The sequence below is a fragment of the Inquilinus ginsengisoli genome (assembly GCF_031453975.1).
In the GTDB taxonomy this organism is placed as follows: domain Bacteria; phylum Pseudomonadota; class Alphaproteobacteria; order DSM-16000; family Inquilinaceae; genus Inquilinus; species Inquilinus ginsengisoli_A.
The window spans coordinates 38,883-65,808 of sequence record NZ_JAVDPW010000015.1; the positions used below are offsets into that span (position 1 = coordinate 38,883).

Here is a 26,926-nt window from a genome sequence, read left to right on the forward strand (position 1 = left end):
GGTTACGAGGCGAAGCCAGCCTTCAACACGGTGTAGGCGTGGTTGATGGTCTTGAACTTCTCCTCGGCATCGCGGCTGCCGCCATTGGCGTCCGGGTGATGCAGTTTGACAAGCGTCTTGTAGCGCGCCTTGAGCGCTTTCAGGTCGAAAGGGGGAGCGAGTTCGAGCGTCTTCATCGCGCTCTCCTGCTCGGTCAGCGGGCGGCCCGCTTGAGCCTCCTCCTGCGCCTCGGCGCCGGCCCGGAACGGGTTGTCGCCGGCGCCCTCGGCGAAGCTGCGGTAGATCCGGTCGCGCAGCCGCTGCTCGGCGCGCCAGCTGCCCATCGGCCAGGTCGGCCGGTCCCACACCGTGTCGCGGCGGGCCTCGCGCTCGATCTGGTCGGCGCTCATGCCCTGGTAGTAGTTCCAGCCGCGGTTGTACTCCCGCACATGGTCGAGGCAGAACCAGTAGTACTCGTTGAGATGCTGGCGCGACTTCGGCGCGCGGAATTCCCCTGCGCCGGCGCAGCCCGGATGATCGCAGCGGCGCGCTGACGGCGCCGGCTCCTCATACGTCCGGTGATATCTGCGGTTTGCAGTGGCCATGGTGCGAGTATGGGCAGGGCTCATTCGCCTGACAAGCCGACGCGGTGGGGATCAGACCTGCCGCCGTGTCGCAGCATCGGCGCTTGCGGCATAGGCGGGTAGGAGGGCAGGCAGGGTCCTAGGGGAATCCGCAGGATCTCCCCGGCCGGCGCCGCCTCTGCTATCACGGTCGGGACAGCCCGGAACGGAAAAGGTCGAGACCGATGCAGATCGCCGAGCGGATGCGCCGCAAGATCGAGGACGCGCTGGCCCCGGCGCAGCTGGAGATCATCGACGACAGCCACCGCCATGCCGGCCATGCCGGCCATGACGGGCAGGGCGAAAGTCACTTCCGGGTGCGGATCGTGTCCGAGGCCTTTACCGGCAAGTCGCGGGTCGAACGCCAGCGCCTGGTCTACGACCTGCTGGCGGCGGAGCTGAAGGACCGGGTGCACGCCCTGTCGCTGACGACGCAGACACCGGCGGAATCAGCCAAGGCCTAAACCTCCGTCAGCGCGACCAGCCTGGCGCGGACCGCCGCCAGGATCTCGTCCGACAGCGCCGGGTCCGACACGGCGCGCGACAGGGCCACGGCGCCGACCAGGGCGCTGGCCGCCAGCAGCGCGTCGGCCCGGCCGGCATCCGGGACCTTCGCCCGCTGCATGGCGGCGACATTGTCCAGGTTGGTCTTGAACTGGCGGGTGAAGGCCGCCCGCGGCCGCTCGTCCAGGCGCCCGGCCTCGCCGGCCAGCGCCGCCACGGCACAGCCGTTCGCGGGGTCGTCGCGATGCGCCGGGTCCAGATAGGCCGCGACGAACTCGGCATAGTCGCGCGGCGCGCCGTCCGGTCCGGTGGTGGTGGTCTGCACCCGGCTGTGGCCCAGCGCCATCTCCACCGCCTCGGCCACCAGGTCGTCGCGTGAGGCGAAGTGGCGGTAGAAGCCGCCATGGGTCAGCCCCGCCTCCTGCATCAGTTCGGCGACGCCGATGCCGTCGACCCCCGACTCGCGAAACCGCGCCGCCGCAATCCGCACGATCCGGTCGTGGCTGGCCGCCTTGTCGTCCCGCGAATGGCCCATGGCGATATCTCCCCGCACCGGTTGACAATGAGGATGATGGTCATCATCTTCCAGTCAGGATGATGGTCATCATGCAGAACATGGGGTCGTCAGGCCACCCCCGCCAGGGATGCGCGGCAAACCCACGCAAGCGACGCCCCGACGGGGTGCAGGAGACCGTGATGAGATTGCAGGACAAGGTCGCGCTGATCACCGGCGGCAACACCGGCATCGGCCTGGCGACGGCCCGGCGGTTCGTGGCCGAAGGCGCGCGGGTGGCGATCACCGGCCGCAACCGCGAGACGCTGGACGCCGCGGCGCGCGAGCTGGGCGACGCGGTGCTGGCGCTTCAGGCCGACACCACGGATGTCGCGGCGATGGAGCGGGCGGCGGCGGAGACGGCGAAGCGCTTCGGCAGGATCGACATCGTCTTCGCCAATGCCGGCATCGGCGGCACCACCCCGATCGGCCAGACCGCGCTCGAGCAGTTCGAGCAGATCCTGCGCATCAACCTGACCGGCGTGTTCTTCGCGGTGCAGGCGGCGCTGCCGCATCTCAACGACGGCGCCTCGATCATCCTCAACGGCTCGGTGCACAGCGTGTATGGCTCGCCCGGCTGGTCGGCCTATGCCGCCAGCAAGGGCGGCGTGCGCTCGATGGGCCGGGTGCTGGCCGCCGAGCTGTCGCCGCGCGGCATCCGGGTGAATGTGGTCTCGCCCGGCGCCACCGACACCGAGATCTGGGCCGCCGTGGCGCCGACGCCGGAGGCCCGGGCGGCGCTGGAGCAGCGCATCAGCCGCGGCATCCCGCTCGGCCGCTTCGGCAAGGCCGAGGAGGTGGCGAACACGGTGCTGTTCCTGGCCTCGGACGAATCCAGCAACATCCAGGGCACCGAGATCTTCGTCGACGGCGGCGGCTCCGGCGCGCCGTACGGGGCGCCGGTGTATCGGGGGTGAGCGATACCGCCAGCGGCGGAGGTTAAAAAGAGTCCCCCCTCCCCTCGCGGGAGGGGGTAGGGGGAGGGGGTTTCCGATGCCCCGAACCGGCCACGACCCTGGCAATTTGGCTCCGACGACGAAGCCTGTCCTTTGCCCCATTCGCGCGCGGACGCGCGCAGACCCCTCCCCCTACCCCCTCCCCCTACCCCCTCCCGCAAGGGGAGGGGGGGACAAGAAAGGAATGGGCTCGGTTCATTCCGAAAGGGTCCCGCAAGCGGGAGAGGCGCAGGCGTAAACACAATGTGCATTGTGTTAAGTGGAACGACTCGTTCATGATACGTTCCATGAAAACGCCACCAGAAGGTTTCGACATCCAGGCCCATTGCCGCAGCCTCGCGCTGCAGCAGATGGAGATGCTCACCGAGATCGCCGAGATCAGCCTGCAGCTGGTCAGGGGCGAGGGCGCCCGTGCCCTCGACGCCCAGGCCCAGGTGAGGGCCGCGGCGCCCGGGACCGACGAGGCCGCGGCCGCGAGGGCCGAGGCGCGGGAGGCCGGGCTGGCCTTCACCCGCTTCGCCCGCACGGTGCATCAGTCGCTGGCCCAGCGCGCCCGCGCCGCCGACAAGCTGTGCGCCCAGGACCGGGCCGAGACCCCCGACCGCCTGGCCGCCCGCAAGGCCCGCCGCGACCGCCACCGCGACGAGGTCCAGGACACCCTGCAGGACATGATCTGCGAGGAGATCGAGGATGAGGGCCGCTTCAACGCCCTGAAGGACGATCTCGAGGAGCGGGTCGACGGGCTCTACGAGGACCAGGACGTCCGGGTCGAGGACCGGCCGGTGGGGTCGGTGATGGCGGGGGTGGCCTGCGGCCTCGGCCTGTCCGAGACCTGGCAGCGCTGGCGCGGCGAGGAATGGCCGGCCACGCCGCGCCCCAGGCGGCCGGCGGGCAGCCCGGCGGAGATCCAGGCGATCCGGGCCAAGCGCCGGAAGGCGGTGACCGCCGCGGTCGAGCGCGACTTTGCGGAATGCGCCGATCCGGCCTGGATCCCGGCGCTCCGGGCCGGTCTGGCGGTGCGGCTGCAGGAGCCCGATGCGGTCGAGATGCTCGACACCGAGACCATCGCCACCGCGGCCAACCGTCTCTGCCGGTCGCTCGGGCTCAGCCCGATGGTCTTCGGCTTCAAGCGCGACAAGCCGGAGGTTGCGGATACCGGGTGATAGGCTGGATGGGGTGGAGTCACCGAAGCCGAAACAAACCGGGTCCCCCCTCCCCCTGCGGGAGGGGGGTAGGGGGAGGGGGTTCGCACCGCCGGAGCCGGCCTCGATTCCGACAATCCAGCCGTCGATGGCGAAGCCTGTCCTTTGCGCATTCGCGCGCGGACGCGCGCAGACCCCTCCCCCTAACCCCCTCCCGCAAGGGGAGGGGGGACTCAGGAGGAATGGGCCGAGAGGGAAGAGGGCTTCGCCCTCTCCCTGGGGTGAGGGGGAGAGCCGGCCTGTCCCATGACAGAGCCAAAGCAAACCGAGCCCCCTACGGGACGAGGACTCGATTGGGTTCAGCCCTATCCCGCCAGCCGGTCCAGCAGCGTGTCCAGCAGGGCGCGCAGCCGGGCCAGGCGGCGCAGGTCGCGGTGGAAGCCGATCCAGACGTCGCGGCCCGGCGGGGCCTCGCCGAGGTCGATCGCCGCCAGACCCGGCTCGGCATCGCCCAGCGGCCGGGGCAGCACGGCGAAGCCGGCCCCGGCGGCGCAGGCCCGCGCCTGGGCCTCGCGGTTGTTGCTGCGGAAGGCGATGCGGGCGCGCGGCAGCAGCCGGGTCAGCCATCCGACATCCGGCAGCGCCTCGAAGGCGGTGTCCATGGTGACCAGGGCGCTGCCGGCACCGTCGCCGGCCACCGGCGGCGGGGTGCCCGCCGCGGCGTAGAGCGCGTAGGGCACATGGGTCAGCCGGCGCTGCACCACCTCGGGCTCGTCGAAGGGCCGGATCCGCACCACCAGGTCGGCCTCGCGCCGGGCCAGGCTGAACAGCCTGGCATCGGTGACCAGCTCGACCGTGACGCCGGGATGGGCGCGGGTGAAACCGGCCAGGACCGGGGTCAGCACCCGGGCGCCGAACCAGTCCGACGCCGAGACCCGCAGCATCCCCTCCAGCGCCCGGCCCTGGCCGGCGAGGGTGCGCTCGAAGGCGATCGCCTCCTCCTCGATGCGCTCGGCATGGGCCAGCACGGCCTCGCCCTCGGCGGTCAGCACGAAGCCGTCGCGGGTGCGCTGGAACAGGGTCTGGCCGACCGCCTGCTCCAGCGCCCGCAGCCGCCGTCCCATGGTCGGCTGGGTCTGGCCCAACTGCCGGGCCGCGGCGCCCAGCGTGCCGGCCCGCGCCACCGCCAGGAAGATCTTGAGGTCGCTCCATTCCACGCGGGCATCATACAAAAATGCATGGATCTCGAACATTCTCTTCGATTTCGGATCGGCCGGGCATGGGCCATCTCTCGGGCCTCGACCTTGAGGAGCTAGCCATGACCGATATCCCCTCCATGCGCGCGCTGGTGCTCGACCGGCCGGACGCGCCGTTCCGCCTTGCCGAGCTGGCCCGGCCGGTGCCGGCCGCCGGCCAGGTGCTGGTGCGGATCGCCGCCAGCGGCGTCAACCCGCTCGACCTCAAGATCCGGGCCGGCGCCGCGGCGCATGCCCGACACCCGCTGCCCGGCATCCTCGGCATCGACCTCGCGGGCACGGTGGCGGCGGTGGGCCCCGGCGTCGCGGGCTTCAGGCCGGGCGACGAGGTCTACGGCATGACCGGCGGCGTCGGCGGCCACCAGGGGTCGCTCGCCGAATATGCGGCGGTGGATGCGGCGCTGCTGGCGCCTAAGCCGGCCAGCCTGACGATGCGCGAGGCCGCGGCGCTGCCGCTGGTGGTGATCACCGCCTGGGAAGGGCTGGTCGACCGCGCGGCGGTGCGCGCGGGCCAGGACGTGCTGGTCCAGGGCGGCGCCGGCGGCGTCGGCCATGTCGCGGTGCAGATCGCCCGGGCCTTCGGGGCGCGGGTCTTCGCGACCGCCTCGGCCGGGCAGCACGACCTGGTGCGGCGCCTCGGCGCCACCCCGATCAACCACGAGGCGGTGACGGTGGAGCAGTATGTCGCCGCCCACACCGCCGGCCGCGGCTTCGACCTGGTCTACGACACGGTCGGCGGGCCGGTGCTCGACGCCTCGTTCCAGGCGGTGCGGCGCTTCGGCCATGTCGTCAGCAGCCTGGGCTGGGGCAGCCACGCGCTGGCGCCGCTGTCGTTCCGCGCCGCGACCTATTCCGGCGTCTTCACCCTGCTGCCGCTCTTGACCGGCGAAGGCCGCGCCCGGCACGGCGAGATCCTGCGCCAGGCCGGGGCGCTGGCCGAGGCCGGCACCCTGGCGCCGGTGCTCGACCCGCGCCGCTTCACCCTGGACACGGCCGAGGCCGCCCATGCCGCGGTGGCCGAGGGCAACACCGCCGGGAAAGTGGTGGTGGAGGTTGAGTAGGGCAGGCTCAGCCCGGCGCGAAGGCCACCATGTTGGGGCTGCCCACCGGCAGGTACTGGCCGGTGAAGTCCAGCTTGCCGGAGCGGCGGTCGACCCGGAACAGGGTCACCTGGTCGCTGCGCCGGTTGCAGGCGAACAGGAAATGGCCGGTGGGGTCGAGCGCGATCTGGTTGGGGTAGTCGCCGCGGGTCCATTCCGCGTCCAGCCAGCGCACCTTGCCGTCGCCGCCGATGGCGAAGATGGCGATGCTGTTGTGCAGCCGGTTGCCGGCATAGAGGAAGCGGCCATCGGCGCTGACCGCCAGGGCCGAGGCGAAGCTGGAGCCGGCGAAGCCCGGCGGCAGCGTGCCGGTCTTCTGCAGCAGCGCGGTGCGGCCGGTCGCGGGGTCGTAGCCGTGCACCGCCAGCTGCGACGCCTCCTCATAGAGGGTGTAGAGGATGCGGCCATCGGGATGGAAGGCGAAGTGGCGCGGCCCGGCGCCGGTCGAGGCGGTGGCGAAGAAGGCCGGGTCGGCCGGGTGGAGCTTTCCGGCCTCGGGGTCGAGGGTCCAGACATAGGTGCGGTCCTGGCCGAGATCGGTGCTCAGCACGAAGCGCGCCTGCGGGTCGGCCTCGACCATATGGGCGTGCGAGGCGTCGTGGCCGCTGAAGGCGAAGCTGCCCGGCGGCGCGGCCTCGGCCGTGGTCGGGCCGGTGGGGCCCTGCGGCGCCTGGACATCGGTGGCCTCGGCCAACGACCCGTCCGCCGCGATCGGCAGCACCGTCACCTGGCCGCCGCCGTAATTGGCCACCAGCACATGCCGGCCGGCGGGATGCACGCTGCAATGCGCCGGCCCGGTGCCGCCGGAGCCGACGCTGTTCAGCGCGGTCAGGTCGCCACTGGCGCGGTCGACCCGGTAGGCTGTGACCGAGCCCTGGGCCTTGCCGCCGAAGGAGTCGATCTCGTTGACCGCATAGGCATGGCCGCCATCGGGGGCGAAGGCCAGCCAGGACGGGTTCGGCCCGGCGACGCTCTTCACCGCCTCCAGCCGGCCCTTCTGCGCGTCCAGCCGGACCAGGGTGATGCCTGGGCCATTGCCGGTCTTGCCGGTGTAGCTGCAGACATAGAGCAGCCGGGACCCCGCCTTGGTCTCCGCCGCCCTTGCGCCGTTCGCCATCGTCATCCCCATGGCCAGTGTGGCGGTGCCGCCCAGCACCGCGCGCCGCGACATCCCAGCAACATCAGGGCCCGAGGCCATAGCCTCGCCCTGTGTGACACCGGTCTCCGTCCGATCCGATCCCGACATGATTGCGCCTCGCTGCGGTGGCTGGAATCCCTATTTGCGCAATTCCGTTATTGTGGAATTGCTTCCTTAATTGCGATTCAGCCTAAGGTCGGAAACTCGGGACGGTCAAGGGGCGGCGACGACAGCGTGGTTGGCAGCGCGGCCGCGGGCGGCTATCACGCGGGGTGATTTTGCTGTGAAGGCCGCCGCCATGACCCAGACCCCGCCCGACCACCTCTCGAACAATCCGGACAGCCCGCATTACGACGAGGCCGTGCTGCGCCGGGGCATCGGCATCCGCTTCAACGGCACCGAGCGGACCAATGTCGAGGAGTACTGCGTCAGCGAGGGCTGGGTCCGGCTGTCGATGGGCAAGGCGCTGGACCGCCGCGGCCACCCCCTGACGATGAAGATGAACGGCGTGGTCGAGCCCTATTTCCGGGACGAAACGCCGGAGGGCTGACCGCCGGCGCCGGCAAGGCCGGGCCGGTCGCCGTCGATGCGCTCGCCGAGCCGCCGCCGCAGGCCCTCGGCATCCTCGGTCTCGCACTCCCACAGGATGACGACCCGCCAGCCGCGGGCCTCCAGCGCCGCCGCGGCCCGGACGTCGCGCTCGGCATTGGCCCGGAACTTCGCCGCCCAATAGTCCGGCCGGGTCTGAGGCTGGCGCGCCTTGCGGCAGCCGGGATGCTGGTGCCAGAAGCAGCCATGCACGAACAGCGCCACCCGCCGCTTCGGCAGCACCAGGTCCGGCGTGCCGGGCAGGTCGCGCCGGTGCAGCCGGAAGCGCAGGCCCATGGCGTGCGCGGCGCTGCGGGTGCGGCGCTCCGGCAGCGTGTCCTTGCCCCGGATCCGGGCCATCAGCCAGGACCGCCGCTCGGGCGTCAGCCGGTCGACCATGACCGATCCTCCTCGTGGTGGAAACGAGGCGGTGTTCTCGGTCATGGGCCGGGTCGGGCCAATCCGGTTCTTGCGCTGGCGCCCCGGGGCGCCTCTCCTCAGGCCGCCGCCTGGGCCGCGCCGGCGATCAGGGCGCCGAGCCGGCCGATGCCGGTCTCGATCGCCGCGGCATCGGCCAGCGAGAAGGACAGGCGCAGGCTGTTGCCGCCGGTGCCGTCGGCGTGGAAGGCGCGGCCGGGGACGAAGGCGACGCCCTGCTCGACCGCCCGGGCCAGCAGCTCGGCGCCGTCCAGCCCCTCCGGCAAGGTCACCCAGATGAACATGCCGCCCTGCGGCCGGGTCCAGCTGACCCCCGCCGGCATGTGCCGCAGCAAGGCCGCCAGCATGTGGTCGCGGCGGTCGCGATAGGCGGCGCGGATCTTCGCCACCTGGGCCGCATGGGCGTGCTCGGCGGCATGGTGCATCACCATCTGGTTGATGGTGGGGGTGTGCAGGTCGGCCGCCTGCTTGGTCAGCACCAGCTTCTGCACCACGCCGCGCGCGGCGCAGATCCAGCCGATGCGCAGGCCCGGCGCCAGGGTCTTGGAGAAGCTGCCGCTGTGGGTCACCCGGCTGCGGTCGATGTCGCCGCCCTTGGCCGCGACGTCCAGCGCCTGCAGCGGCGGCACATCCTCGCCGTCGTAGCGCAGCTGCTGGTAGGCGGCGTCCTCGATCACCGGGATGTCCAGCTCGTCGGCCAGGGCCAAGGCGCGGCGGCGGCCGTCCAGGCTCAGGGTCTCGCCCGACGGGTTGGCGAAATCCGGGGTCAGGTAGGCCAAAGCCACCCGTCCTCCAGCGGCTTCAGCCGCCATGCGATAAGCCGCGGGCGTGGTGTTGCCGTGCTCCGGCGCCAGCCGGTCGTAGCGCGGCTCATAGGCGTTGAAGGCCTGCAGCGCGCCGAGATAGGCCGGCCAGGTCACCAGCGCGGTGTCGCCCGGCGACAGGAACAGCTTGCCGAGATAGTCCAGCCCCTGCTGCGAGCCCGAGGTGATGACGATGTTGTCGATGGTGCAGGGCACCCCGATCGACGCCATGTGCCGGACCAGCCACTGGCGCAGCGGGACATAGCCCTCGCTGACCGAATACTGCAGCGCGGCGCCGCCGGCATCGAGCGCGGCGGCATAGCCCTCGCGGATGACATCGGTCGGGAACAGCGCCGGGTCGGGGATGCCGCCGGCGAAGGAGATCACGCCCGGCCGGTCCAGCAGCTTCAGCAGCTCGCGGATCTCGGAGGCGCGCATCTTGGCGGCGCGCGTGGCGTAGTGGGTCTCGCCGATGCTCATCGGTCTGGTCCTCGGTCGGTCGTCCTGGGCGCGCCGCATCCCGGCGTCGATTCCACGGAACCATGCGGCTCCGATTTATGTCAATAAGACTGACCTATATCATGCCAGAGTTGCGCTGGATGCGACTCTGGAGACATTTTGTTTCGCGCCAACTGAGGCGACTCACTTATGGCCGAAAGCCGAGGTCCGGAGTTGCCAGCCGTGACAGCCCTGGGGATAGTGGTGCGGGGCGCCGCACGGAGTTGTGCTGGGCCAGTCACCAACGCCAGTCACTATACGGATGTGACCAAGTGCCATCAGTTCAAAGCCAGCCGGTCGCGACCAAGCTCACCCGGGCCGCCATCTTCATGGTCGCGACCATCAATCCCGGGCGTGAGCACGACGATTCGGTGAAGACCCTGTGCGGCAAGCTGTCCGGCCTGGTGCGGGCGGTGGGCTTTCGCGACCTCGATGGCGGGCTGTCCTGCGTCATGGGCTTCGGATCCGACGCCTGGGACCGGCTGTTCGGCGCGCCGAGGCCCCGGGACCTCCATCCTTTCCGCGAGATCAAGGGCGTGCATCACGCCGTCTCGACGCCGGGCGACATCCTGTTCCACATCCGCGCCGGGCGCATGGACCTGTGCTTCGCCCTGGCGACCCAGATCATGGCGCAGCTCGGCGGCGCGGTCGCGGTGGTCGATGAGGTGCACGGCTTCAACTATTTCGACGATCGCGACCTGATCGGCTTCGTCGACGGCACCGAGAACCCCGAGGGCCAGGCCAGGATCGACGCCACCACGATCGGCGACGAGGATGCCGGGTTCGCCGGCGGCGGCTATGTCGTGGTGCAGAAGTACCTCCACGACCTCAAGGCGTGGAACCGGCTGCCGGTCGAGCAGCAGGAAGGCATCATCGGCCGGACCAAGCTCGACGACATCGAGCTCGACGACGCGGTCAAGCCGACCTCCGCCCACAACGCGCTGACCTCGATCGTGGAGGATGGCGAGGAGCTGGAGATCGTGCGCGACAACATGCCGTTCGGCGAGGTGGGGAAGGGCGAGTTCGGCACCTACTTCATCGGCTATGCCCGGTCGCCGCACCGGATCGAGCAGATGCTGGAGAACATGTTCGTCGGCCGGCCGCCGGGGAACTATGACCGGCTGCTGGACTACAGCCGCGCCGTCACCGGATCGCTGTTCTTCCTTCCGTCCGCGGACTTCCTCGACAGCTTCGAATCTTAGAGCATCGCATCAGCCGGCCCGGCCTTCGCTCGGGACTGCCGGCTTCAGGCTTCCGGCGCGCCGCATGGTCAGCAGCGCGACGGCCAGGGCCAGCGCGAAGAACGCCGCCGACGCCGTCGCCGAGACCGTCAGCGCATGGGTCAGGGCGGACCGCACCGCCAGGTGGGAGGCCACGCCGTCGACCAGCGGGCCCGCCGCGGGGTCGCCCACCGGACCGACGATGGCGACGATCACCGCGGTGCCCAGCGACCCGCCGAGCTGGTGCGCGGTGTTGACCAGCCCCGAGGCCGCGCCGGCGTCGCGCGGCGCCACCCCTGATATCCCGGCCGTGGTCAGCGGCACGAAGGCCGCGCCGGTGCCGATGCCGAGGATGACCAGGGGCACCGCCAGCTGCGGGAAATAGCTGGTGTCGACGCCGACCCGGCTGAGCCCGACCATGCCGGCGACGGCCAGCGCCAGCCCGCCGGCCAGCAGCAGCCGGTGGCCGACCAGCGGCAGCAGCCGCCGCACCCCGTAGGTCGACATCAGCACCTGCGGAATCACCAGGGCCAGGAAGGCGAAGCCGGCGTTCAGGGCGCTGTAGCCCAGGCCGGTCTGCACATACTGGGTCAGGAAGAAGAAGGTCCCGAGATTGCCGCCGATCAGCAGGATGCGGCCGGCATAGGCGCCCGAGCGCTCGGCGCTGGCGAACAGGTGCAGCGGCGTGATCGGCTGCGCCGCCCGGCGCTCGACCCAGAAGAAGGTTGCCAGCAGGACGGCGCCGGCGGCGAAGGACAGGTCGGTCAGCGTGTCGGCCCAGCCATCCGTGACGGCGCGGATCAGGCCGTAGACCAGGGCGCTGCTGCCGAGCGTGACGGTCAGGGCGCCGGCCAGGTCGAACCGGCCGCGATGGCGCTCGGTCTCCCGCAGCGCCAGCGGCGCCAGGATCAGCAGGCCCAGGCCGATCGGCAGGTTGATGAACATCACCCAGCGCCAGGAGACGGCGTCGGTCAGCAGCCCGCCCAGCACCAGGCCGATGGCACCGCCGGCGCCCGACACGGCGGTGTACAGCCGCACCGCCCGATTGCGCTCATGGCCCTCGGGGAAGCTGGTCATCATCAGGGCCAGGGTCGAGGGCGCGGCGAAGGCGGCGGCGATGCCCTGCACGGCGCGGGCGATCAGCAGTCCCTCCGCCGACTGGGCCAGCCCGCCGGCCAGCGAGGCCAGGGTGAACAGGGCGATGGCGGCGATGAAGACGCGGCGGCGGCCCAGGATGTCGCCGGTGCGGGCGCCCAGCAGCATCAGCCCGCCGAAGCCGAGGGTGTAGGCGCTCTGCACCCAGGACAGGGTGGCGAGGGTGAAGTGCAGCGCGGATTCGATGTGCGGCATGGCGGTGTACAGCACCGTCACGTCGAGCACGATCATCAGCTGGCAGGCCAGGATGATGCCGAGCGTCAGCCCCGAGGCCGACGTCTGTGCCGCCGATCCCTGTCGTGTGGGTGCCATGGGAAACCTTCCGGAGTGAACAGGCCGCGACCAGCCGGCCCACTAAGGGCGGCCGGGGCTGCAAAGCCATCGGTGCGGCGGGATGATTTTTTTGACGTTGCCGATCAGATGGGTGTGTGTGACTGCGCCGATAAGTGAGATAAATCGGCATGGCCTGACCCGGAAACCGGTGCAATGCACAAAAGCGGGATGATCGAGCTCGAGGTGGTGATCGCGGTCGCCCGCCACGGCAGCTTCCGCGCCGCAGCCGGGGACCTCGGCATGTCGCCGACCGCGGTGGGGCACGCCGTGGCCGGGCTGGAGGCCCGCCTCGGCGTGCGGCTGTTCAACCGGACGACGCGCAGCGTCTCGCTGTCGGCGGCGGGGGCGGATTTCGTGGCCAAGGTCGCGCCCGCCCTGTCCGACATCCAGGCCGCGATGGAGACGGTGAACAGCCACCGCGACACGCCGCGGGGGACGCTGCGGATCAACAGCTCGATCTCGGGCGCCCGCCAGGTGCTGGTGCCGGTCGTGCTGGAGTATCTCGATCGCTATCCGGACATGCAGGTCGAGCTGATCGCCGACAAGCGGCTGATCGACATCGTGGTCGAAGGCTTCGACGCCGGCATCCGGCCGGCGGAATCCATCCCGCGCGACATGATCGCCATTCCCCTCGGCGCGACGCTGACCTTCGCCGTGGTCGGGTCACCGGCCTATTTCGCGCGCCATCCCCGGCCGGTGGTGCCCGGCGACCTGGCGGCGCATCGCGGCATCCGGGCCCGGATGCCGAATGGCAGCGTCTTCCGCTGGGAGTTCGAGCGTGATGGCGAGACCCTCGACATCGACGTCCCCGGGCCGCTGATCCTTAACGAGGCTGATCTGATGCTCGAGGCCGCGCTGGCCGGCGCCGGGCTGACCTACCTGCCGGAATGGGTGGTGGCGGATGCCGTCGCCGGCGGCCGCCTGGTCCGGGTGCTGGCGGACTGGACGCCGCCGCTGCCGGGCCTGTGCCTGTACTATCCCGGCCGCCGCCACCTGCCCGCCGGGCTGCGCGCCTTCATCGACCTGATCCGCGAGGTCGGCACCCGCCCGGGCGGGCGGGCCTAGCGCAGCCGTGCCGGCAGCGCTGATTCAAGCATATTGCAACGGTAGTTCACTTCGGCTTTCGTGAAATTATTCAGTAATTACCGATCGATATTAATGCGGAGATCAGGGATTCTTCGGAAATAAAGGCGTCTTCTGTTGATAGGCTCACAGGCCGTTGGCGCATCTGTCGTCTCCGAGGACTTTCCTGTGTCGGCGGGATCCCTGCCGCCTTCAGCGCTTCGCTTTGGTCTGCAGGCAAAGACCATCGACGAAGACGTCCAGCAGCCGCAGCACCGCCTCCTGCCAGCCGGGTTGATCGTGCATGTAGCACATGCCGATGAGGGCGCGCAGAAGGTCCTCGGCGCTGACGTCGGCGCGGATCTCGCCGGCCGCGACGGCGCGGTCCAGCAGCGTGCCGATCGCCGTCGTCAGGCGATGGAACGTGTCGGCGTAGAGCTGCGACGGGCCGTGGGTGGCAAGGGCCAGTGCCGCCAGCATGCCCTTCTTGGTGGCGACCAGCTCGACATTGGACCGCAGCCAGCGGCGCAACGCGTCGACCGGCGCGGCCTCGTCCTTCAGCTGTTCCGCCAGCTCGACCAGTTGCCCGACCTCGCGGCGGTAGACCGCCTCGAACAGGGCTTCGCGGGTCGGGAAGTGCCGGTACAGCGTGCCGATGCCGACCTCGGCCCGCCTTGCCACGGCCTCGAGGCTGGCGTCGGGACCGCCGGCGCTGAAGACGGCCTTCGCGGCCTCCAGCACGCGCTCGCGATTGCGGATGGCATCGGCGCGAGGCCGCCGGGTGGTCTTTGCCGAATCCTCGCCCATATCCCTCATCTGGTTGCCCATCCGCTTGCAAAGCGGAGGGTCCCTCCGTATATTGTCCGGGCGAGTAGATCACCTGATGCCGCCCTTTGGTCAAGCCGGGTGGCTTCGGCGCCCCATGGCAAGCCAATCAAGCTGCCCGGCCTCCAGCCGCACACCCGTGCGGCCCCAATGCCTTCGACGATACCACTGATCGGAGTCCTGCATGAATTTCGCCATCAGCCTCACCGTGAATGGTGTGCGGCATGACGTCGAGCTGGAAGATCCGCGGGTCACGCTGCTCGACCTCCTGCGCGAGCGCCTCGACCTGACCGGCACCAAGAAGGGCTGCGACCGGGGCCAGTGCGGCGCCTGCACGGTCCTGGTCGACGGCCGCCGGATCAATTCGTGCCTGGCGCTCGCCGTCAGCCTCGACGGCGCCGATGTCCTCACCATCGAGGGCGTGGCCCGCGGCGACCAGCTCCACCCCGTCCAGGCCGCCTTCATCGCCCATGACGGGTTCCAGTGCGGGTTCTGCACCCCGGGCCAGATCATGAGCGCGATCGGCCTGATCGGGGAAGGCCAGGCCGGTGACGACCCCGAGCGCATCCGCGAGGGCATGAGCGGAAACCTCTGTCGATGCGCGGCCTATGCCGGGATCACCGAGGCGGTGCTGGAGGCGCAGAAGACGTTGGCCGAGACCGGCCGGAGGGACGCCGCGTGAAAACCTTCGATTACGTCAGGCCCACCTCGATCACCGCTGCCGTCGCGGCAGCGGCCGAGCCGGGGTCCGCCTATCTTGCCGCCGGCACCAACCTCCTCGACCTGATGAAGGGCGGCATCAGCCGTCCGGACCGCTTGGTCGATGTCACGCGCCTTCCCGGGCTCGACGGCATCGAACCCCTGCCCGATGGCGGCCTCCGCATCGGCGCGCTGGTCCGCAATGCCGACCTCGCCCACGATCCCGAATTCGCCCAGGCCTATCCGGCGGTGGCGGAGGCGCTGCTGTCGGGGGCTTCGGCGCAGCTCCGCAACGCCGCGACGGTCGGCGGCAATCTGCTGCAGCGGACGCGCTGCGGGTATTTCTACGACGCCGCCAGCGCCTGCAACAAACGCGAGCCCGGCGCGGGCTGCGACGCCCGGAACGGCGAGAACCGCCTGCACGCCGTGCTCGGCTGGAGCGAGGCCTGCATCGCCACCCACCCGTCCGATTTCTGCGTGCCGCTGGTCGCGCTGGATGCCGTGGTCGAGGTCGAAGGCGCGGGCGGCCGGCGCGAGATACCGGTCGAGGCCCTCCACCGCCTGCCCGGGACCACGCCGGAGCAGGAGAGCGCGCTCCAGCCGGGCGATCTGATCGTCGCCCTGCGCCTGCCGGCCGAGGCTGCGGCCTTCTCCGCGCATTCCCGCTACCTCAAGGTTCGCGAGCGCACCTCCTACGCCTTCGCGGTGGTCTCGGCCGCCGCGGCGCTGCGGATCGAGGGCGGCACCATCCGGACGGCGCGGCTCGCGCTCGGCGGGGTCGCCGCCAAGCCGTGGCGCGCCCGTGCGGCCGAGGATGTCCTGGCCGGCGCCAGCCCCGATGAAGCCGTCTTCCGCCGGGCGGCGGAGGCGGCCCTCGCCGACGCCAGGCCCTCCGGCGACAACGCCTTCAAGATCGAACTCGCGCGCCGGATCCTGGTGCGTGCCCTGACGGTCGCCGCGGCCGGCACGCCGGAGCGTGTCCCCGCCCTCCCGGCGTCCCCGTTCTCATTCGGTCCCGGAGTGCGCCATGACGTCTGAGATCAACCCCACCCAGGCCCTCGCCCACGCCCGGCATGGCTCCAGCATCGGTCAGCCGCTCACGCGCCGCGACGGCATCCTGAAGGTGACCGGGAAGGCCCGCTACGCCGCCGACAACCACCCGGCCGGGATGCTGTATGCGGTCATGGCGGTCAGCAGCGTCGCCCGCGGCCGGGTGACCTTCCTCGACATCAGGGCGGCCAAGGCGCACCCGGGCGTCGTCGATGTCATGACCCCCGCCAACCGGCCGCCGCTGGCGACGGACCCGGATGCGAAGCTCCACCCCTTCATGTTCCGGCTCGACCTGCTGCAGAACGATCTGGTGCGCTATGCGAACCAGCCGATCGCGGTGGTGATCGCCGAGACGCTGGAGGCCGCGACGGAAGGGGCGACGCTGCTGTCGCCGCGCTACGAAGTGCAGCCGGCCCGGGTGGGGCTGGACGCCGGCGACAGCTTCCTTCCGCCCGCCGTCGGCGTCGGCAACCCGGGCCGGGTCGAGCGGGGCGATGTCGAGGCGGGCCTGGCGGCGGCGGCGCACCGGGTCGAGGCGACCTACGAGACCCCTTCGCAATACCACAACCCGATCGAGCCCCATGCCATCGTCGCCGCCTGGGACGGCGACGCCCTGTCCATCGACACGCCGAGCCAGGGCATGGCCATGGCCCAGGGGCGGATCGCCGGGCTGTTCGGGATCGCCCCGGAGAAGATCCACATCCGCAGCCCGTTCCTCGGCGGCGGCTTCGGCTGCAAGGGCCTGGTCTCCGGCCCGCAGGTCCTCGGCATCCTGGCGGCCCGGATGGTCGACCGGCCGGTCAAGCTGGTGCTCCGCCGTGAGCAGATGTTCGGGCCGGTCGGCCATCGGGCGCCCACCCGCCAGGCGCTGCGCATCGGTGTCGATAGTGACGGCGGGTTGACGGCGCTGGAGCATCACGCCAAGACGACATCCAGCACCTTCGACGACTTCTTCGAGCCGGCGGCGGACGCCTCGCACACGCTGTATGCGAGCCCCGCCATCGTGACCTCGCACGAGGTGGTCCGGAACGACACCGGCACGCCGCTGTTCATGCGGGCCCCCGGCGAGGCCACGGGCTCGATCGCGCTGGAGAGCGCGATCGACGAGGCGGCCTGGGCCGTCGGGATGGACCCGCTGGCGTTCCGGCTGAAGAACTACGCCGAGGTCGAGCCGATCTCGGGCAAGCCGTTCTCCTCCAAGGCCTTGCGCGAATGCTACGCCAAGGGTGCGGAGCGCTTCGGCTGGTCGGGGCGCCCGCTCGCGCCGCGGCAGATGCGTGACGAGGCCGGCTTCCTGGTCGGCTGGGGCATCGGCACCGCGACATTTCCGGCGCTGATGTTCCAGGCCGAGGCGCGGGCGGTCCTGCGACGCGACGGGACCGGCGTGATGGAGTCGGGCACCCACGACATGGGCCAGGGCGCCTGGACCGCCTTCGCCCAGATCGCGGCCGATTCCCTGGGGCTCGATCTCGAGCAGATGGAGTTCAAGGCTGGGTCATCCGATCTTCCCGATGCCGGAATCGCCGGCGGTTCGGCCCACACCGCCACGGCCGGGATGGCGATCCACAACGCCGGCGCCGCCGTCATCGCCAAGCTCGCCGACCTGGCGACGGCCGATGAGCGCTCGCCCCTGTTCGGGGCGGGGAATGCCGGGGTGGTCGCACAGGGCGGTCGCCTGTTCCGTCGCGACGACGACAGCCGCAGCGAGAGCTATGCCGAGGTTCTCGCCCGCGCCGGCCTGGCCGAGATCGAAGGCCGCGGCACGGGCGCCGCAGACCCTGCGACGCAATCGGCCTATGCCATGCACGCGCATGGCGCGGTGTTCGCCGAGGTCCGGGTCGATCCGGATCTCGGCCAGGTCCGCGTCAGCCGTCTCGTCGGGGCCTTCGCGGCCGGGCGGGTGATCAATCCGCGGCTGGTGCAAAGCCAGTTCTACGGCGGCATGATCTGGGGTGCGTCCTTCGCGCTGCACGAGCGTGCCGTGGTGGACCCGCGGTCGGGCCGGACGCTGAACGCCGACCTCGCCGAATACCACATCCCGGTGAACGCCGACGTGCCGTCCCTGGAAGCCCTGATGATCGAGGAGCACGATCCCCATGTGAACGCGCTCGGCATCAAGGGGGTCGGTGAGATCGGCGTCACCGGATCCGCCGGCGCGGTGGCGAACGCGGTCTGGCACGCGACCGGAATACGGGTACGGCGGTTTCCCATCGGGATCGACGACCTCGTGGCGGCTGTCCCGGATTAGGACGTCTCCGATCCGGCCTCGCTCGATTTGAGCGAGGCCGGATCAGGCCTGCCGGCGCCTCAGCCGTGCCAGCGGCGGAACAGCACGCTGGCGTTGACGCCGCCGAAGCCGAAGCCGTTCGACAAAGCGTGCTCGATGTTGCCGCGGCGGGCCTCCAGCGCCACCAGGTCGATGCCGGCGGCGTCCGGGTCGGGCGACTCCAGGTTCAGGGTCGGCGGCATGATCTGGTCGCGCAGCGCCAGGATGGTGAACACCGCCTCCAGCCCGCCGGCGGCGCCCAGCAGGTGGCCGGTGGCGGATTTGGTGGCGCTGACCGCCACGGTGCCGCCGGTGCCGAACAGCGTCTTGATCGCCGCCAGCTCGCCGCGGTCGCCGACCGGGGTCGAGGTGGCGTGCGCGTTCAGGTGCTGCACGTCGCCGGGGCCGATCCCGGCCTGGGCCAGGGCGATCTCCATCGCCCGGCGGGCGCCGTTGCCGTCCTCCGGCCCCGAGGTCATGTGATAGGCGTCGGCCGCGGTGCCGTAGCCGATCAGCTCCACGATCGGGGTGGCGCCGCGCGCCAGCGCATGGTCCAGCGCCTCGATCACCAGGATGCCGGCGCCTTCGCCCATGACGAAGCCGTCGCGGGCGGCGTCGAAGGGGCGGGAGGCGCGCTCCGGCGTCTCGGTGAAGCCGGTCGACAGGGCGCGGGCCGCCGCGAAGCCGCCCAGGCTGACCCGGTCGATGCAGGCTTCGGTGCCGCCGCACAGCGCCACGTCGGCCTCGCCGGCGCGGATGATCCGGGCGGCGTCGCCGATCGCCTGGACTCCGGCGGCGCAGGCGGTGACGGGTGCGCCCAGCGGGCCCTTGTAGCCATGGCGGATCGAGACCTGGCCGGCCGCCATGTTGACCAGGAAGGCCGGCACGGTGAAGGGCGACAGCCGCCGCACGCCGCGCTGGTCGGTGATGCGCACCGCCTCGACGATGTTGGGAAAGCCGCCGACGCCGGAGGCGATGATGGTGGCGGTGCGCTCCTGCGCCCGCGCCTCGGTCGGCCGCCAGTTGGCCTGGGCGATCGCCTCTTCCGCCGCCGCCATGGCGAACAGGATGAAGCGGTCCATCTTCTTCTGGTCCTTGACCGGCACCGTGAGGTCCGGGTCGAAGCCGGCCTCCGGATCCTCGGCGATGGACGGCACCACGCCGGCGACCTTGGCGCCGAGATCCGCGACGATCTCCTCCGGCAGGCGGCGCAGTCCCGAGCGGCCGGCCAGCAGGCGGGCCCAGCTCGGCTCGACGCCATTGGCCAAGGGCGAGACGGCACCCATCCCGGTCACCACGATGCGGCGCATGTCAGATCTCCTCAAGCCGAAACAGTCTCGTTGGCCGCCCCGGCCCGGCGGGCCAGGATCCGGGCGGCGCGGGCGCGGCCCTCGGCCCCGGCATCGGGGCCGAGGCGGAATTCCGCGGTCTCGGGCGTGATCGGCGCGCCGCTGCGGCGGTCGATCAGCACCGGGTCAAGCGTGGCGCCATCGGCACGGCCGGTCAGCTGGACCAGCACCTTGCCGCCGGTGGCGTGGCGGCCGCCCCAGGCGCCCAGCATGGCCAGCACCGGGAAGGCGTCGCGCCCGGCCGCGGTCAGCCGGTATTCGTGGCGCAGCGGCCGCTGCGAATAGGGGTGCCGCTCCAGCAGCCCGGCATCGACCAGGCGCTTCAGTCGCCGGGTCAGCATGTTCGGGGCGATGCCCAGGCTGGCCTGGAAGCCGTCGAAACGGGTCACGCCCAGGAAGGCGTCGCGCAGGATCAGCAGGCTCCACCACTCCCCCAGCGCGTCGAGCGCGCGGGCGATCGGGCAGTCCATCGCGGCGAAGCTGGTCCGTTGCATGGGCAGGTGATTTAGGCCCGACGCTTGCATAATGCAAGTGAGGGGGCGCCTCAGCCCTGCTCCGGCCCGGTGTAGAAGGCCGGCCATTTGCGCCGGGCGTGGTCGCCGTCGGCGGCGAAGACGTGGCAGCTGTCCAGCAGGATCGGCCGCTTGGCCGGGTCGGCCTCCCCCTGGCGTTCGCGCGACAGCACCGGGAACACGGTCTGGAACGCCGTCGTCGCCATCGGGCCCAGCAGCTCGACCAGATGGGTGCAGCCCTTGGGCCCGCCCAGCCGCTCCTTGACCGCGCGGGTGAAGCCGGGGCCGATGCGCAGGCCGACCAGAGCCTGGAAATTCGGCGTGATCTCCGGGCACAGGGCGTAGGGGCCGTGCTCGGTCACCGCCTCGACCGCGACGATCGCCAGCCCGTCATCGACGGTCAGCCGCATCCGCATCTGGTGCAGGGGGTCGCCCGGGGTGATGGCGCCGCGGAACTCGTTGCGGAACTCATAGGCCTTCACGTCGGTCAGGTGGCCTTCGACGTCCCACAGCCCGTCCTCGCGGCGGAAGCCTTCGCAGGTGACGCGGCGGGTGTGGATGGGGGCGCGCGGGGCGGGGGCGGACAGGGGCATGTCACCCCTCCTCGGGGTCGTCGACGGGCGGGGTCAGGCGCACCGCGGTGATCTGGTTGCGCTGGCGCCGCAGGATCTCGAAGCGGAAGCCATGGAAGGTGAAGGCCTGGCCGACCTCGGGCAGGCGCTGCGCCTCGTGCAGCACCAGCCCGGCGACGGTCGAGGCCTCGCTGTCCGGCAGCCGCCATTCGAAGCGGCGGTTCAGGTCGCGGATGGTCACGGTGCCGTCGACCAGGTAGCTGCCGTTGGGCTGTGGCCGCACGCCGGCCACCGGCAAATCGTGCTCGTCGACGATGTCGCCGACGATCTCCTCCAGGATGTCCTCCAGCGTCACCACGCCCTTCAGGTCGCCATACTCGTCGACCACGATGGCGAAATGCTCGCGCCGGACGCGGAAGGCGTGCAGCTGGTCCAGCAGGCTGGTGGTGTCGGGGATGAACCAGGGCTTGGTCGCGATCCGGCGGATGTCCAGCCGGTCGGGGTCGCCGCCCGCCGCCTGCAGCGCCCGCAGCACATCCTTGGCATGCAGCACGCCGATGATGTTCTCCAGCCCGCCCTGGCACAGCGGCATGCGGGTGTAGGGGCTGTTCAGCATCGCCCCCACCACCTCCTGCAGCGGCAGCTCGGCGTCGATCGCCTCGACGGTGCGGCGATGGGTCATGATCTCCGAGACATAGACGTCGCCGAGGTCGAGGATCGAGCGCAGCATCTGGCGCTCCTGCGCCACCTCGGCCTCGCTGCCGCGGTGCAGCTCGATGGCGCCGCGCAGCTCGTCGACATAGTCGGCCAGGCCGACCCGGTGCGGGTCGGCGCCGAACAGGCGCAGCACGCCGCGCACCAGCCAGTTCACCAGCCGGACGATCGGGCCCAGCACCCAGACCACGCTGCGGACCAGCGGCGCGATCGACAGCGCCGCCCGGTCGGCATGGGTGATGGCATAGGTCTTGGGCAGCACCTCGGCGAAGATCAGGATCAGCGCGGTCATCACCACCGTCGCGATCGGCACCGCCGAGGCGCCGACCATGGTGCTCAGCAGGCTGGTGGCGACCGCCGAGGCCAGGATGTTGACCAGGGTGTTGCCCAGCAGCAGGGCGCCGATCAGCCGGTCCTTCTGCTCGCGCAGCCGGTTGACGATGCCGGCCCGCTTCAGCCCGTGGCTTTCCAGCTGGTGCATCCGCGCCCGGCTGGCCGCGGTCAGCGCCGTCTCGGAGCCGGCGAAGAACGCCGAGATCACCAGCAGGATGACGATGCCGGCGACGCTGAGCAGCAGGGCGAGGTCGTCGGACATAGGCGTCTTCGGGCGTCCTTGTTGAAGGTGTCAGGCGGCGATGGCGTCCGCCAGCACCGCGGCGACCGGCTCCGCCGGCACCTCGTTGGTGACGAAGGCCTGGCCGATGCCGCGCACCAGGATGAAGGTCAGGCGGCCGTCCCGCACCTTCTTGTCGCGGGTCATGTGGTGCAGCAGGGCATCGACCGACCAGCTGCGGCTGCGGTCGGGGCGGGTCGGCAGCCCGACCGCGTCGAGGTGCCGGACCAGCCGGTCGCGGTCGGCCGCCGGGCACAGGCCCAGCCGGACCGACAGGTCGAAGGCCATGACCATGCCGATCGCCACCGCCTCGCCATGCAGCAGGGCGTCGCCGTAGCCGGTCTCCGCCTCCAGCGCATGGCCGAAGGTGTGGCCGAGATTCAGCAGGGCGCGCTGCGCCGCCTCGCGCTCGTCCTGGCCGACGATCTCGGCCTTCATCTCGCAGCTGCGCTTCACCGCCTGGATGGTGGCGGCGCCGTCGCCGGCCAGCAGCTTCGGCCCGTTGTCCTGCAGCCAGTCGAAGAAGCCGGCATCGCCCAGCGCGCCGTACTTCACCACCTCGGCATAACCGGCGCGCAGCTCCCGCGCCGGCAGGGTGGCCAGCAGGGCGGTGTCGGCCAGCACCAGCAGCGGCTGGTGGAAAGCGCCGATCAGGTTCTTGCCGTGCTGGCTGTTGACCCCGGTCTTGCCGCCGACCGAGCTGTCGACCTGGGCCAGCAGCGTGGTCGGGATCTGCACGAAGTCCAGGCCGCGCAGCGCCACCGCCGCGGCGAAGCCGGCGAGGTCGCCGACCACGCCGCCGCCCAGCGCGACGAGCAGGGTGCCGCGCTCGATGCCCAGGCCCAGGATGCGGTCCAGCAGGCCGGCCAACACCGTCATCGACTTGGTCGCCTCGCCCGGCGGCACGGTCAGGGTCTCGACCGCGATCCCGGCCTTGGCCAGCGCCGCATCCAGGGCGGTGCCGTGCAGCGCGGCGACCCGGGCATCGGCGATCACGATCACCCGCTTGCCGCGGCCCAGGGCCGCGATCCGGTCCCCGGCCTCGGCCAGGGCGCCGGGGCCGATCACGATGTCGTAGCTGCGCGGGCCCAGCCCGACGCGGATGGTTTCGCGTGTCATGTCAGGGATTCAATCCGTTGGGTCCGGGGCCGCCGGGCCCGCGGTCAGAGGGTCGGGGGCCGGGTGGTCCGGAGTTGTCTGGCCGGGATCGGTTTCGCTCGCGGGGGTCTCGGCGGCCAGGCGGGCGTCGATCGCCGCCAGCACCCGCTCCACCGTCTCCTCGACCGGCCCGTCGCGGCTGTCGACGGTCAGGTCGGCCAGGGCGTAGATCGGGTGGCGGCGCTCCATCAGCCCGGCCAGCACCGCCTTGGGGTCGCCCTGGCGCAGCAGCGGGCGGTTGTGGCGCTTGGCGGTGCGCGTTGCCAGCACCTCCAGCTCCGCCTTCAGCCACAGCGACAGGCCGCGTTCGGCGACGGTGGCCCGGGTCTGCGCATCCATGAAGGCGCCGCCGCCGGTCGACAGCACCTGCACCGGCTCGTGCATCAGCCGGGCGATGACGCGGCGCTCCAGGTCGCGGAAGGCCGGCTCGCCATAGCGCTCGAAGATGTCGGGGATGCTGCAGCCCGCCGCCTCCTCGATCGCATGGTCGGCATCGGTGAAGCCCAGCCCCAGCCGGGCGGCCACGCGCTTGCCCACCGCCGTCTTGCCGGCGCCCATCAGGCCGACGAGCACGAGGGTGCGGGGCAAGGGGCGGTGCAGCGCGGTGATCATCGATCCTGTTCCGGGCCCGGCAGGGCTTGGTTGAAAGGGGATGGCGGTTTGCCGCCGCCGTCCCGACCGCCTAAGATAGGGTTGCGCCGCCCCTGCCGCATCTGCTTTCTCCGGCAGGTGCCGGCCGCGGCCGGCGCATTGGTCCTGATCCGCAGCAGTCACGGGGTCCGTCTTGGCTCGTCGTCGTTCGAAAAACCGATTCTCCCCGAGCTCCAGCAGCGGCGGGGGAGGGGGCGGCGGCCTCGGCCGGATCCTGGCGATCGCCGTGGTGCTGGTGATCGTGGGCGGTGGCGTCGCGCTCGCCGTGATCGATTTCCGGCCGCCCAGCCAAACCGTGGAGAAGGTCATCTCGAACGACCACTTCAAATGAGAGCCTGACCGAGGGTGACTGAGGCAGCAGCCCCCGGACCCAAGCGCCGGCGCGGCCGTCCGCCCGCGCCGCGGCTGCTGCCGCCGCCTTCGGTCGACGCGTTCCTCGACATGCTGGTGGCGGAGCGCGGGGCCGCCGCCAACACTCGTGAGGCCTATGGCCGCGACCTGCTCGACCTGAACCGCTTCCTCGAATCCGGCGGGGGGGCCATCGACAGCGCCGTGACCGAGGATCTGCGCGCCTATCTCGGCGACCTCTCCCGCCGGGAAGGGGCCAAGGGCGGGCGCACCGGCGCGCGCACGGCGGCGCGGCGCCTGTCGGCGATGCGCCAGTACTACCGCTTCCTGGTCTCGGAAGGGCGGCGCCAGGACGATCCTTCGGCCGCGCTCGATTCCCCTGCGCTCGGCCGGTCCCTGCCGAAGCTCCTGTCCGAAGCCGAGGTCGAAGGGCTGATCGGCGCCATCGCCGGCCTGTTCGCCGATCCGGAGCGGCTGGCGGAAGGTCTGCGCCTGCTGGCCCTGCTCGAGATCCTCTATGGCGGCGGCCTGCGCGTCTCCGAACTGGTCGGGCTGCCGCTGTCGGCCCTGGGGCGCGACGGGCGGGCCCTGATCGTCCGCGGCAAGGGCGACAAGGAGCGGCTGGTGCCGCTGTCCGAGCCCGCGCGGGACGCCATCGCGGCCTATCTCCCGCATCGCGGCGTGTTCTTCGTCAAAGGCCGCGACCGTGGCTTCCTGTTTCCATCGCGCATCGCACGGGCCGGCAGCCTGACCCGGCAGCGCTTCGGCCAGCTGCTGAAGGACCTGGCGATCGAGGCGGGGATCGAGCCCAGCCGGGTCAGCCCGCATGTGCTGCGCCACGCCTTCGCCACCCATCTGCTGTCGCATGGCGCCGACCTGCGCTCGGTCCAGACCATGCTGGGCCATGCCGACATCGCCACCACCCAGATCTACACCCATGTGCTGGGGGACCGGCTGCAGAGCCTGGTGGCCTCGGCCCATCCCTTGGCCAAGACCCGGTCGTAGGGCGGACCCTCCGGCCTAGGACGCCAGCCGGCCGCTTTCGAAAGCGCGCCGCCGCTCCAGCATCAGGCAGTCGCCGAACTCATGGGCGCGATAGCCCTGCGCCGCCACGGTCTCGAGGGCACGGTCCAGCACCGCGTCATCGGCGAAGGCGCGCAGCAGCTCGAAATGGCTTTCGCCGGGCTGATGCACGCCGGTCAGGATCGCATCCACCACCCGCAGCCGGGTTTCGGCCGTGATCCGCCCGCGGGCCACGCCGGCGCCGGGCCGCACCCGGCCGTCGGCCTGCGCCGCGGCCTCCAGCGCCCGGACCGCGGTGGTGCCGATGGCGATGACCCGCCCGCCCCCGGATTTCGCCCGGCTGATCGCCGCCGCTGTCGGCTGCGGAATGCGGTAGGGCTCGTCGAAAGGCAGCCGCTGGTCCAGCGCGGGGTCGCCGGTCGAAGAGATCCCGGCGGCGTGGGTCAGCGTGGCGAATCCAACGCCGCGCTTCCGCCAGGCGGCCAGCAGGCCCCAATCGAGGGCGAAGCCGGCCGAAGGCGGCTCGAACGCCACGGGGTCGGCGGCGATGCTGGTCCAGACATCCCACAGCGCCAGCGGCTGCGGCACATGGGCGTACTGGATCGGCCGTCCGTGCCGCGCCAGCCCGGCCAGCACGGCGTCACGGCCGCCCAGGAAGTGCAGCCCGACCAGCCGGGGATGGCCGAGGCGCCGCTCGACCATCGCGGCGAGCGGCCCGAGCGCCAGGTGGTCGCCCGGCGCCAGCGGCGGCGGGGGCGGGCGGTCCTCGGTGCGGGTGCGGTGGTCACCGGCGCCGAAGGCGACGGCCACGAAGCGGGTCGGGTCGCCGGCCGTCACCCAGCCGGCCAGCCGCAGCTCGACCAGGCGGCCGCTGGCAGCGTGCAGCCCGTGCAGGCTCGCGGGCAGGGTCGCGGCGTCGTTGGCGACCACCAGGTCGCCGGGGCGCAGCAGCGCCGCCAGCCCGGCGCGGGGCAAGTGCCGCAGCCTGCCCGTCGGGTCGATGGCGCAGAGCCTTGCGGCGCGCCGGTCGGGAGCGTCGGCGGCGATCATGCTGCGGTCCCGACCGGGAGCTCGGCCGCCGGCCGCTCCGCCCGGCCCGGCAAGACGGCGAGGATGGCCTGCACGATCTCCGCGGCCGAGAGTTCGGGCTGCTTCAGGGTCGCGGGGTCGGCGTCGGGCACCGCCAGTGCGTGCAGTGGCGTGTCCATGTCGCCGGGATCGATCGACAGGAACCGCACCCGCTCCTCCTGCGTCTCCTCGGCCCAGATCGCGGTCAGGTGGCGCAGCGCCGCCTTGCTGGCGCCATAGGCGCCCCAGCCGGGATAGGCACTGACCGCGGCGTCGCTGGAGATGTTGACCACCACGGCGCCGCGCCCGTCGCGGGCCGAGGCGGCGAGGGCGCCGAACAGCGCCCGGGTCAGCCGGAACGGCCCGACCAGGTTGATCGCCAGCGCCTCCTCCAGCTGCTCGCATTCGGTGTCGGCCAGCAGCGCCAGCGGCACCGGGCCGAGGCTGGAGGCGTTGTTGACCAGCACGTCGACCCCGCCGAGCCCGGCGGTGACCTGCAGCGCGATCGGGTGGATGTCCTCCTTGCGCCCGACATCGGCGATGATGCCCTGGGCGCCGGTCTCGCGGGCCAGGCGGGCGACGGCGGGGCCGGTGCGGGCGACGAAGGCGACCCGCGCGCCCATCGCGGTCAGCAGGCGGACCAGGGCCAGCCCCAGGCCGGAGGTGCCGCCGGTGACGGCGACGCGAAGCTGGCTCAGATCGATATCGGTCGGCATGGACAGGATGCTCC

General features: G+C 71.6%; 27 protein-coding genes. 11 read left to right on the forward strand and 16 right to left on the reverse strand.

Going from position 1 to position 26,926, the window contains the following annotated elements:
- Positions 1–2: 2 nt before the first annotated feature.
- Complete coding sequence (locus tag E9232_RS32340; protein ID WP_309801379.1) at positions 3–584, reverse strand: J domain-containing protein; 582 nt, start codon at positions 582–584, stop codon at positions 3–5.
- Between the two features lie 203 nt (positions 585–787).
- On the opposite strand from E9232_RS32340, the gene E9232_RS32345 reads away from it, so the two are divergent.
- Positions 788–1,066: a BolA family protein gene (locus tag E9232_RS32345; RefSeq protein WP_309801381.1), complete on the forward strand. Its 279-nt coding sequence runs from the start codon at positions 788–790 to the stop codon at positions 1,064–1,066.
- Here E9232_RS32345 and E9232_RS32350 read toward each other — a convergent pair.
- Positions 1,063–1,641 (reverse strand): TetR/AcrR family transcriptional regulator, encoded by a 579-nt coding sequence (locus E9232_RS32350; RefSeq protein ID WP_309801383.1) that lies wholly within the window; start codon positions 1,639–1,641, stop codon positions 1,063–1,065. The genes E9232_RS32345 and E9232_RS32350 overlap by 4 nt on opposite strands.
- Positions 1,642–1,802: 161 nt before the next feature.
- Between E9232_RS32350 and E9232_RS32355 the strand changes: the two genes are divergently transcribed.
- Positions 1,803–2,576, forward strand: a complete 774-nt coding sequence (locus E9232_RS32355; RefSeq protein WP_309801384.1) for an SDR family NAD(P)-dependent oxidoreductase — start codon at positions 1,803–1,805, stop codon at positions 2,574–2,576.
- A 326-nt stretch (positions 2,577–2,902) separates the two neighbouring features.
- Positions 2,903–3,778 carry a hypothetical protein gene (locus E9232_RS32360; protein ID WP_309801385.1) on the forward strand — a complete coding sequence of 292 codons (876 nt, stop codon included), beginning with the start codon at positions 2,903–2,905 and terminating at the stop codon, positions 3,776–3,778.
- 344 nt (positions 3,779–4,122) lie between these two features.
- Here E9232_RS32360 and E9232_RS32365 read toward each other — a convergent pair whose 3' ends face one another.
- Complete coding sequence (locus E9232_RS32365; RefSeq protein WP_309801386.1) at positions 4,123–4,974, reverse strand: LysR family transcriptional regulator; 852 nt, start codon at positions 4,972–4,974, stop codon at positions 4,123–4,125.
- A 101-nt stretch (positions 4,975–5,075) separates the two neighbouring features.
- On the opposite strand from E9232_RS32365, the gene E9232_RS32370 reads away from it, so the two are divergent.
- Entirely contained in the window at positions 5,076–6,074 is a 999-nt protein-coding gene (locus E9232_RS32370; protein WP_309801387.1) for a zinc-dependent alcohol dehydrogenase family protein, read from the forward strand.
- A 7-nt stretch (positions 6,075–6,081) separates the two neighbouring features.
- On the opposite strand, the gene E9232_RS32375 is transcribed toward E9232_RS32370, so the two are convergent.
- The gene (locus E9232_RS32375; protein WP_309801388.1) at positions 6,082–7,284 is read right to left on the reverse strand and encodes a lactonase family protein; all 1,203 of its coding nucleotides are present in this window, start codon (positions 7,282–7,284) and stop codon (positions 6,082–6,084) included.
- 265 nt (positions 7,285–7,549) lie between these two features.
- Here E9232_RS32375 and E9232_RS32380 point away from each other — a divergent pair, with 265 nt between their 5' ends.
- Positions 7,550–7,801 (forward strand): DUF3297 family protein, encoded by a 252-nt coding sequence (locus E9232_RS32380; RefSeq protein WP_309801389.1) that lies wholly within the window; start codon positions 7,550–7,552, stop codon positions 7,799–7,801.
- Here the strand turns inward: E9232_RS32380 and E9232_RS32385 are convergent.
- Together E9232_RS32385 and E9232_RS32390 are read right to left on the reverse strand one after the other, a co-directional pair.
- On the reverse strand, positions 7,771–8,238 hold the full coding sequence (locus tag E9232_RS32385) for a very short patch repair endonuclease (RefSeq protein WP_309801390.1): 468 nt from the start codon (positions 8,236–8,238) through the stop codon (positions 7,771–7,773). The genes E9232_RS32380 and E9232_RS32385 overlap by 31 nt on opposite strands.
- A gap of 98 nt (positions 8,239–8,336) precedes the next feature.
- The gene (locus E9232_RS32390) at positions 8,337–9,560 is read right to left on the reverse strand and encodes an aminotransferase-like domain-containing protein (protein ID WP_309801391.1); all 1,224 of its coding nucleotides are present in this window, start codon (positions 9,558–9,560) and stop codon (positions 8,337–8,339) included.
- A gap of 290 nt (positions 9,561–9,850) precedes the next feature.
- Between E9232_RS32390 and E9232_RS32395 the strand changes: the two genes are divergently transcribed.
- Entirely contained in the window at positions 9,851–10,780 is a 930-nt protein-coding gene (locus E9232_RS32395; protein ID WP_309801392.1) for a Dyp-type peroxidase, read from the forward strand.
- Between the two features lie 9 nt (positions 10,781–10,789).
- On the opposite strand, the gene E9232_RS32400 is transcribed toward E9232_RS32395, so the two are convergent.
- A complete protein-coding gene (locus E9232_RS32400) occupies positions 10,790–12,265 on the reverse strand; it encodes an MFS transporter (RefSeq protein ID WP_309801393.1) in 1,476 nt (491 codons plus the stop codon).
- 189 nt (positions 12,266–12,454) lie between these two features.
- Here E9232_RS32400 and E9232_RS32405 point away from each other — a divergent pair, with 189 nt between their 5' ends.
- Positions 12,455–13,351, forward strand: coding sequence for a LysR family transcriptional regulator (locus tag E9232_RS32405; protein WP_309801394.1), 897 nt, complete (start codon positions 12,455–12,457; stop codon positions 13,349–13,351).
- A 210-nt stretch (positions 13,352–13,561) separates the two neighbouring features.
- Here the strand turns inward: E9232_RS32405 and E9232_RS32410 are convergent, their stop codons facing one another.
- Positions 13,562–14,164, reverse strand: coding sequence for a TetR/AcrR family transcriptional regulator (locus tag E9232_RS32410; protein ID WP_309801395.1), 603 nt, complete (start codon positions 14,162–14,164; stop codon positions 13,562–13,564).
- A 193-nt stretch (positions 14,165–14,357) separates the two neighbouring features.
- Between E9232_RS32410 and E9232_RS32415 the strand changes: the two genes are divergently transcribed.
- The 3 genes from E9232_RS32415 to E9232_RS32425 are packed head-to-tail and all read left to right on the forward strand — an operon-like array spanning position 14,358 to position 18,170.
- Positions 14,358–14,855, forward strand: coding sequence for a (2Fe-2S)-binding protein (locus E9232_RS32415; RefSeq protein WP_309801396.1), 498 nt, complete (start codon positions 14,358–14,360; stop codon positions 14,853–14,855).
- Positions 14,852–15,910 carry an FAD binding domain-containing protein gene (locus E9232_RS32420; protein ID WP_309801397.1) on the forward strand — a complete coding sequence of 353 codons (1,059 nt, stop codon included), beginning with the start codon at positions 14,852–14,854 and terminating at the stop codon, positions 15,908–15,910. Before E9232_RS32415 ends, E9232_RS32420 begins: the two co-directional genes overlap by 4 nt.
- Complete coding sequence (locus E9232_RS32425) at positions 15,900–18,170, forward strand: xanthine dehydrogenase family protein molybdopterin-binding subunit (protein ID WP_309801398.1); 2,271 nt, start codon at positions 15,900–15,902, stop codon at positions 18,168–18,170. Before E9232_RS32420 ends, E9232_RS32425 begins: the two co-directional genes overlap by 11 nt.
- Positions 18,171–18,229: 59 nt before the next feature.
- Here the strand turns inward: E9232_RS32425 and fabF are convergent, their stop codons facing one another.
- The 6 genes from fabF to E9232_RS32455 are packed head-to-tail and all read right to left on the reverse strand — an operon-like array spanning position 18,230 to position 23,718.
- The gene (gene fabF, locus E9232_RS32430) at positions 18,230–19,498 is read right to left on the reverse strand and encodes a beta-ketoacyl-ACP synthase II (RefSeq protein WP_309801399.1); all 1,269 of its coding nucleotides are present in this window, start codon (positions 19,496–19,498) and stop codon (positions 18,230–18,232) included.
- A gap of 11 nt (positions 19,499–19,509) precedes the next feature.
- Positions 19,510–20,031, reverse strand: coding sequence for a winged helix-turn-helix transcriptional regulator (locus tag E9232_RS32435; RefSeq protein ID WP_309801400.1), 522 nt, complete (start codon positions 20,029–20,031; stop codon positions 19,510–19,512).
- A gap of 50 nt (positions 20,032–20,081) precedes the next feature.
- Positions 20,082–20,642, reverse strand: a complete 561-nt coding sequence (locus tag E9232_RS32440) for a DUF2889 domain-containing protein (RefSeq protein ID WP_309801401.1) — start codon at positions 20,640–20,642, stop codon at positions 20,082–20,084.
- A 1-nt stretch (position 20,643) separates the two neighbouring features.
- Positions 20,644–21,930 (reverse strand): HlyC/CorC family transporter, encoded by a 1,287-nt coding sequence (locus E9232_RS32445; RefSeq protein ID WP_309801402.1) that lies wholly within the window; start codon positions 21,928–21,930, stop codon positions 20,644–20,646.
- A 30-nt stretch (positions 21,931–21,960) separates the two neighbouring features.
- Positions 21,961–23,067 carry a 3-dehydroquinate synthase gene (gene aroB, locus E9232_RS32450; protein WP_309801403.1) on the reverse strand — a complete coding sequence of 369 codons (1,107 nt, stop codon included), beginning with the start codon at positions 23,065–23,067 and terminating at the stop codon, positions 21,961–21,963.
- A gap of 9 nt (positions 23,068–23,076) precedes the next feature.
- Complete coding sequence (locus E9232_RS32455) at positions 23,077–23,718, reverse strand: shikimate kinase (protein ID WP_309801404.1); 642 nt, start codon at positions 23,716–23,718, stop codon at positions 23,077–23,079.
- A 384-nt stretch (positions 23,719–24,102) separates the two neighbouring features.
- Between E9232_RS32455 and E9232_RS32460 the strand changes: the two genes are divergently transcribed.
- Positions 24,103–25,110: a site-specific tyrosine recombinase XerD gene (locus E9232_RS32460; protein WP_309801405.1), complete on the forward strand. Its 1,008-nt coding sequence runs from the start codon at positions 24,103–24,105 to the stop codon at positions 25,108–25,110.
- Positions 25,111–25,125: 15 nt separating this feature from the next.
- On the opposite strand, the gene E9232_RS32465 is transcribed toward E9232_RS32460, so the two are convergent.
- Positions 25,126–26,178 carry an S-adenosylmethionine:tRNA ribosyltransferase-isomerase gene (locus tag E9232_RS32465; protein ID WP_309801406.1) on the reverse strand — a complete coding sequence of 351 codons (1,053 nt, stop codon included), beginning with the start codon at positions 26,176–26,178 and terminating at the stop codon, positions 25,126–25,128.
- On the reverse strand, positions 26,175–26,912 hold the full coding sequence (locus tag E9232_RS32470) for an SDR family NAD(P)-dependent oxidoreductase (RefSeq protein WP_309801407.1): 738 nt from the start codon (positions 26,910–26,912) through the stop codon (positions 26,175–26,177). The genes E9232_RS32465 and E9232_RS32470 overlap by 4 nt, the downstream gene beginning before the upstream one ends.
- Between the last annotated feature and the right edge of the window lie 14 nt (positions 26,913–26,926).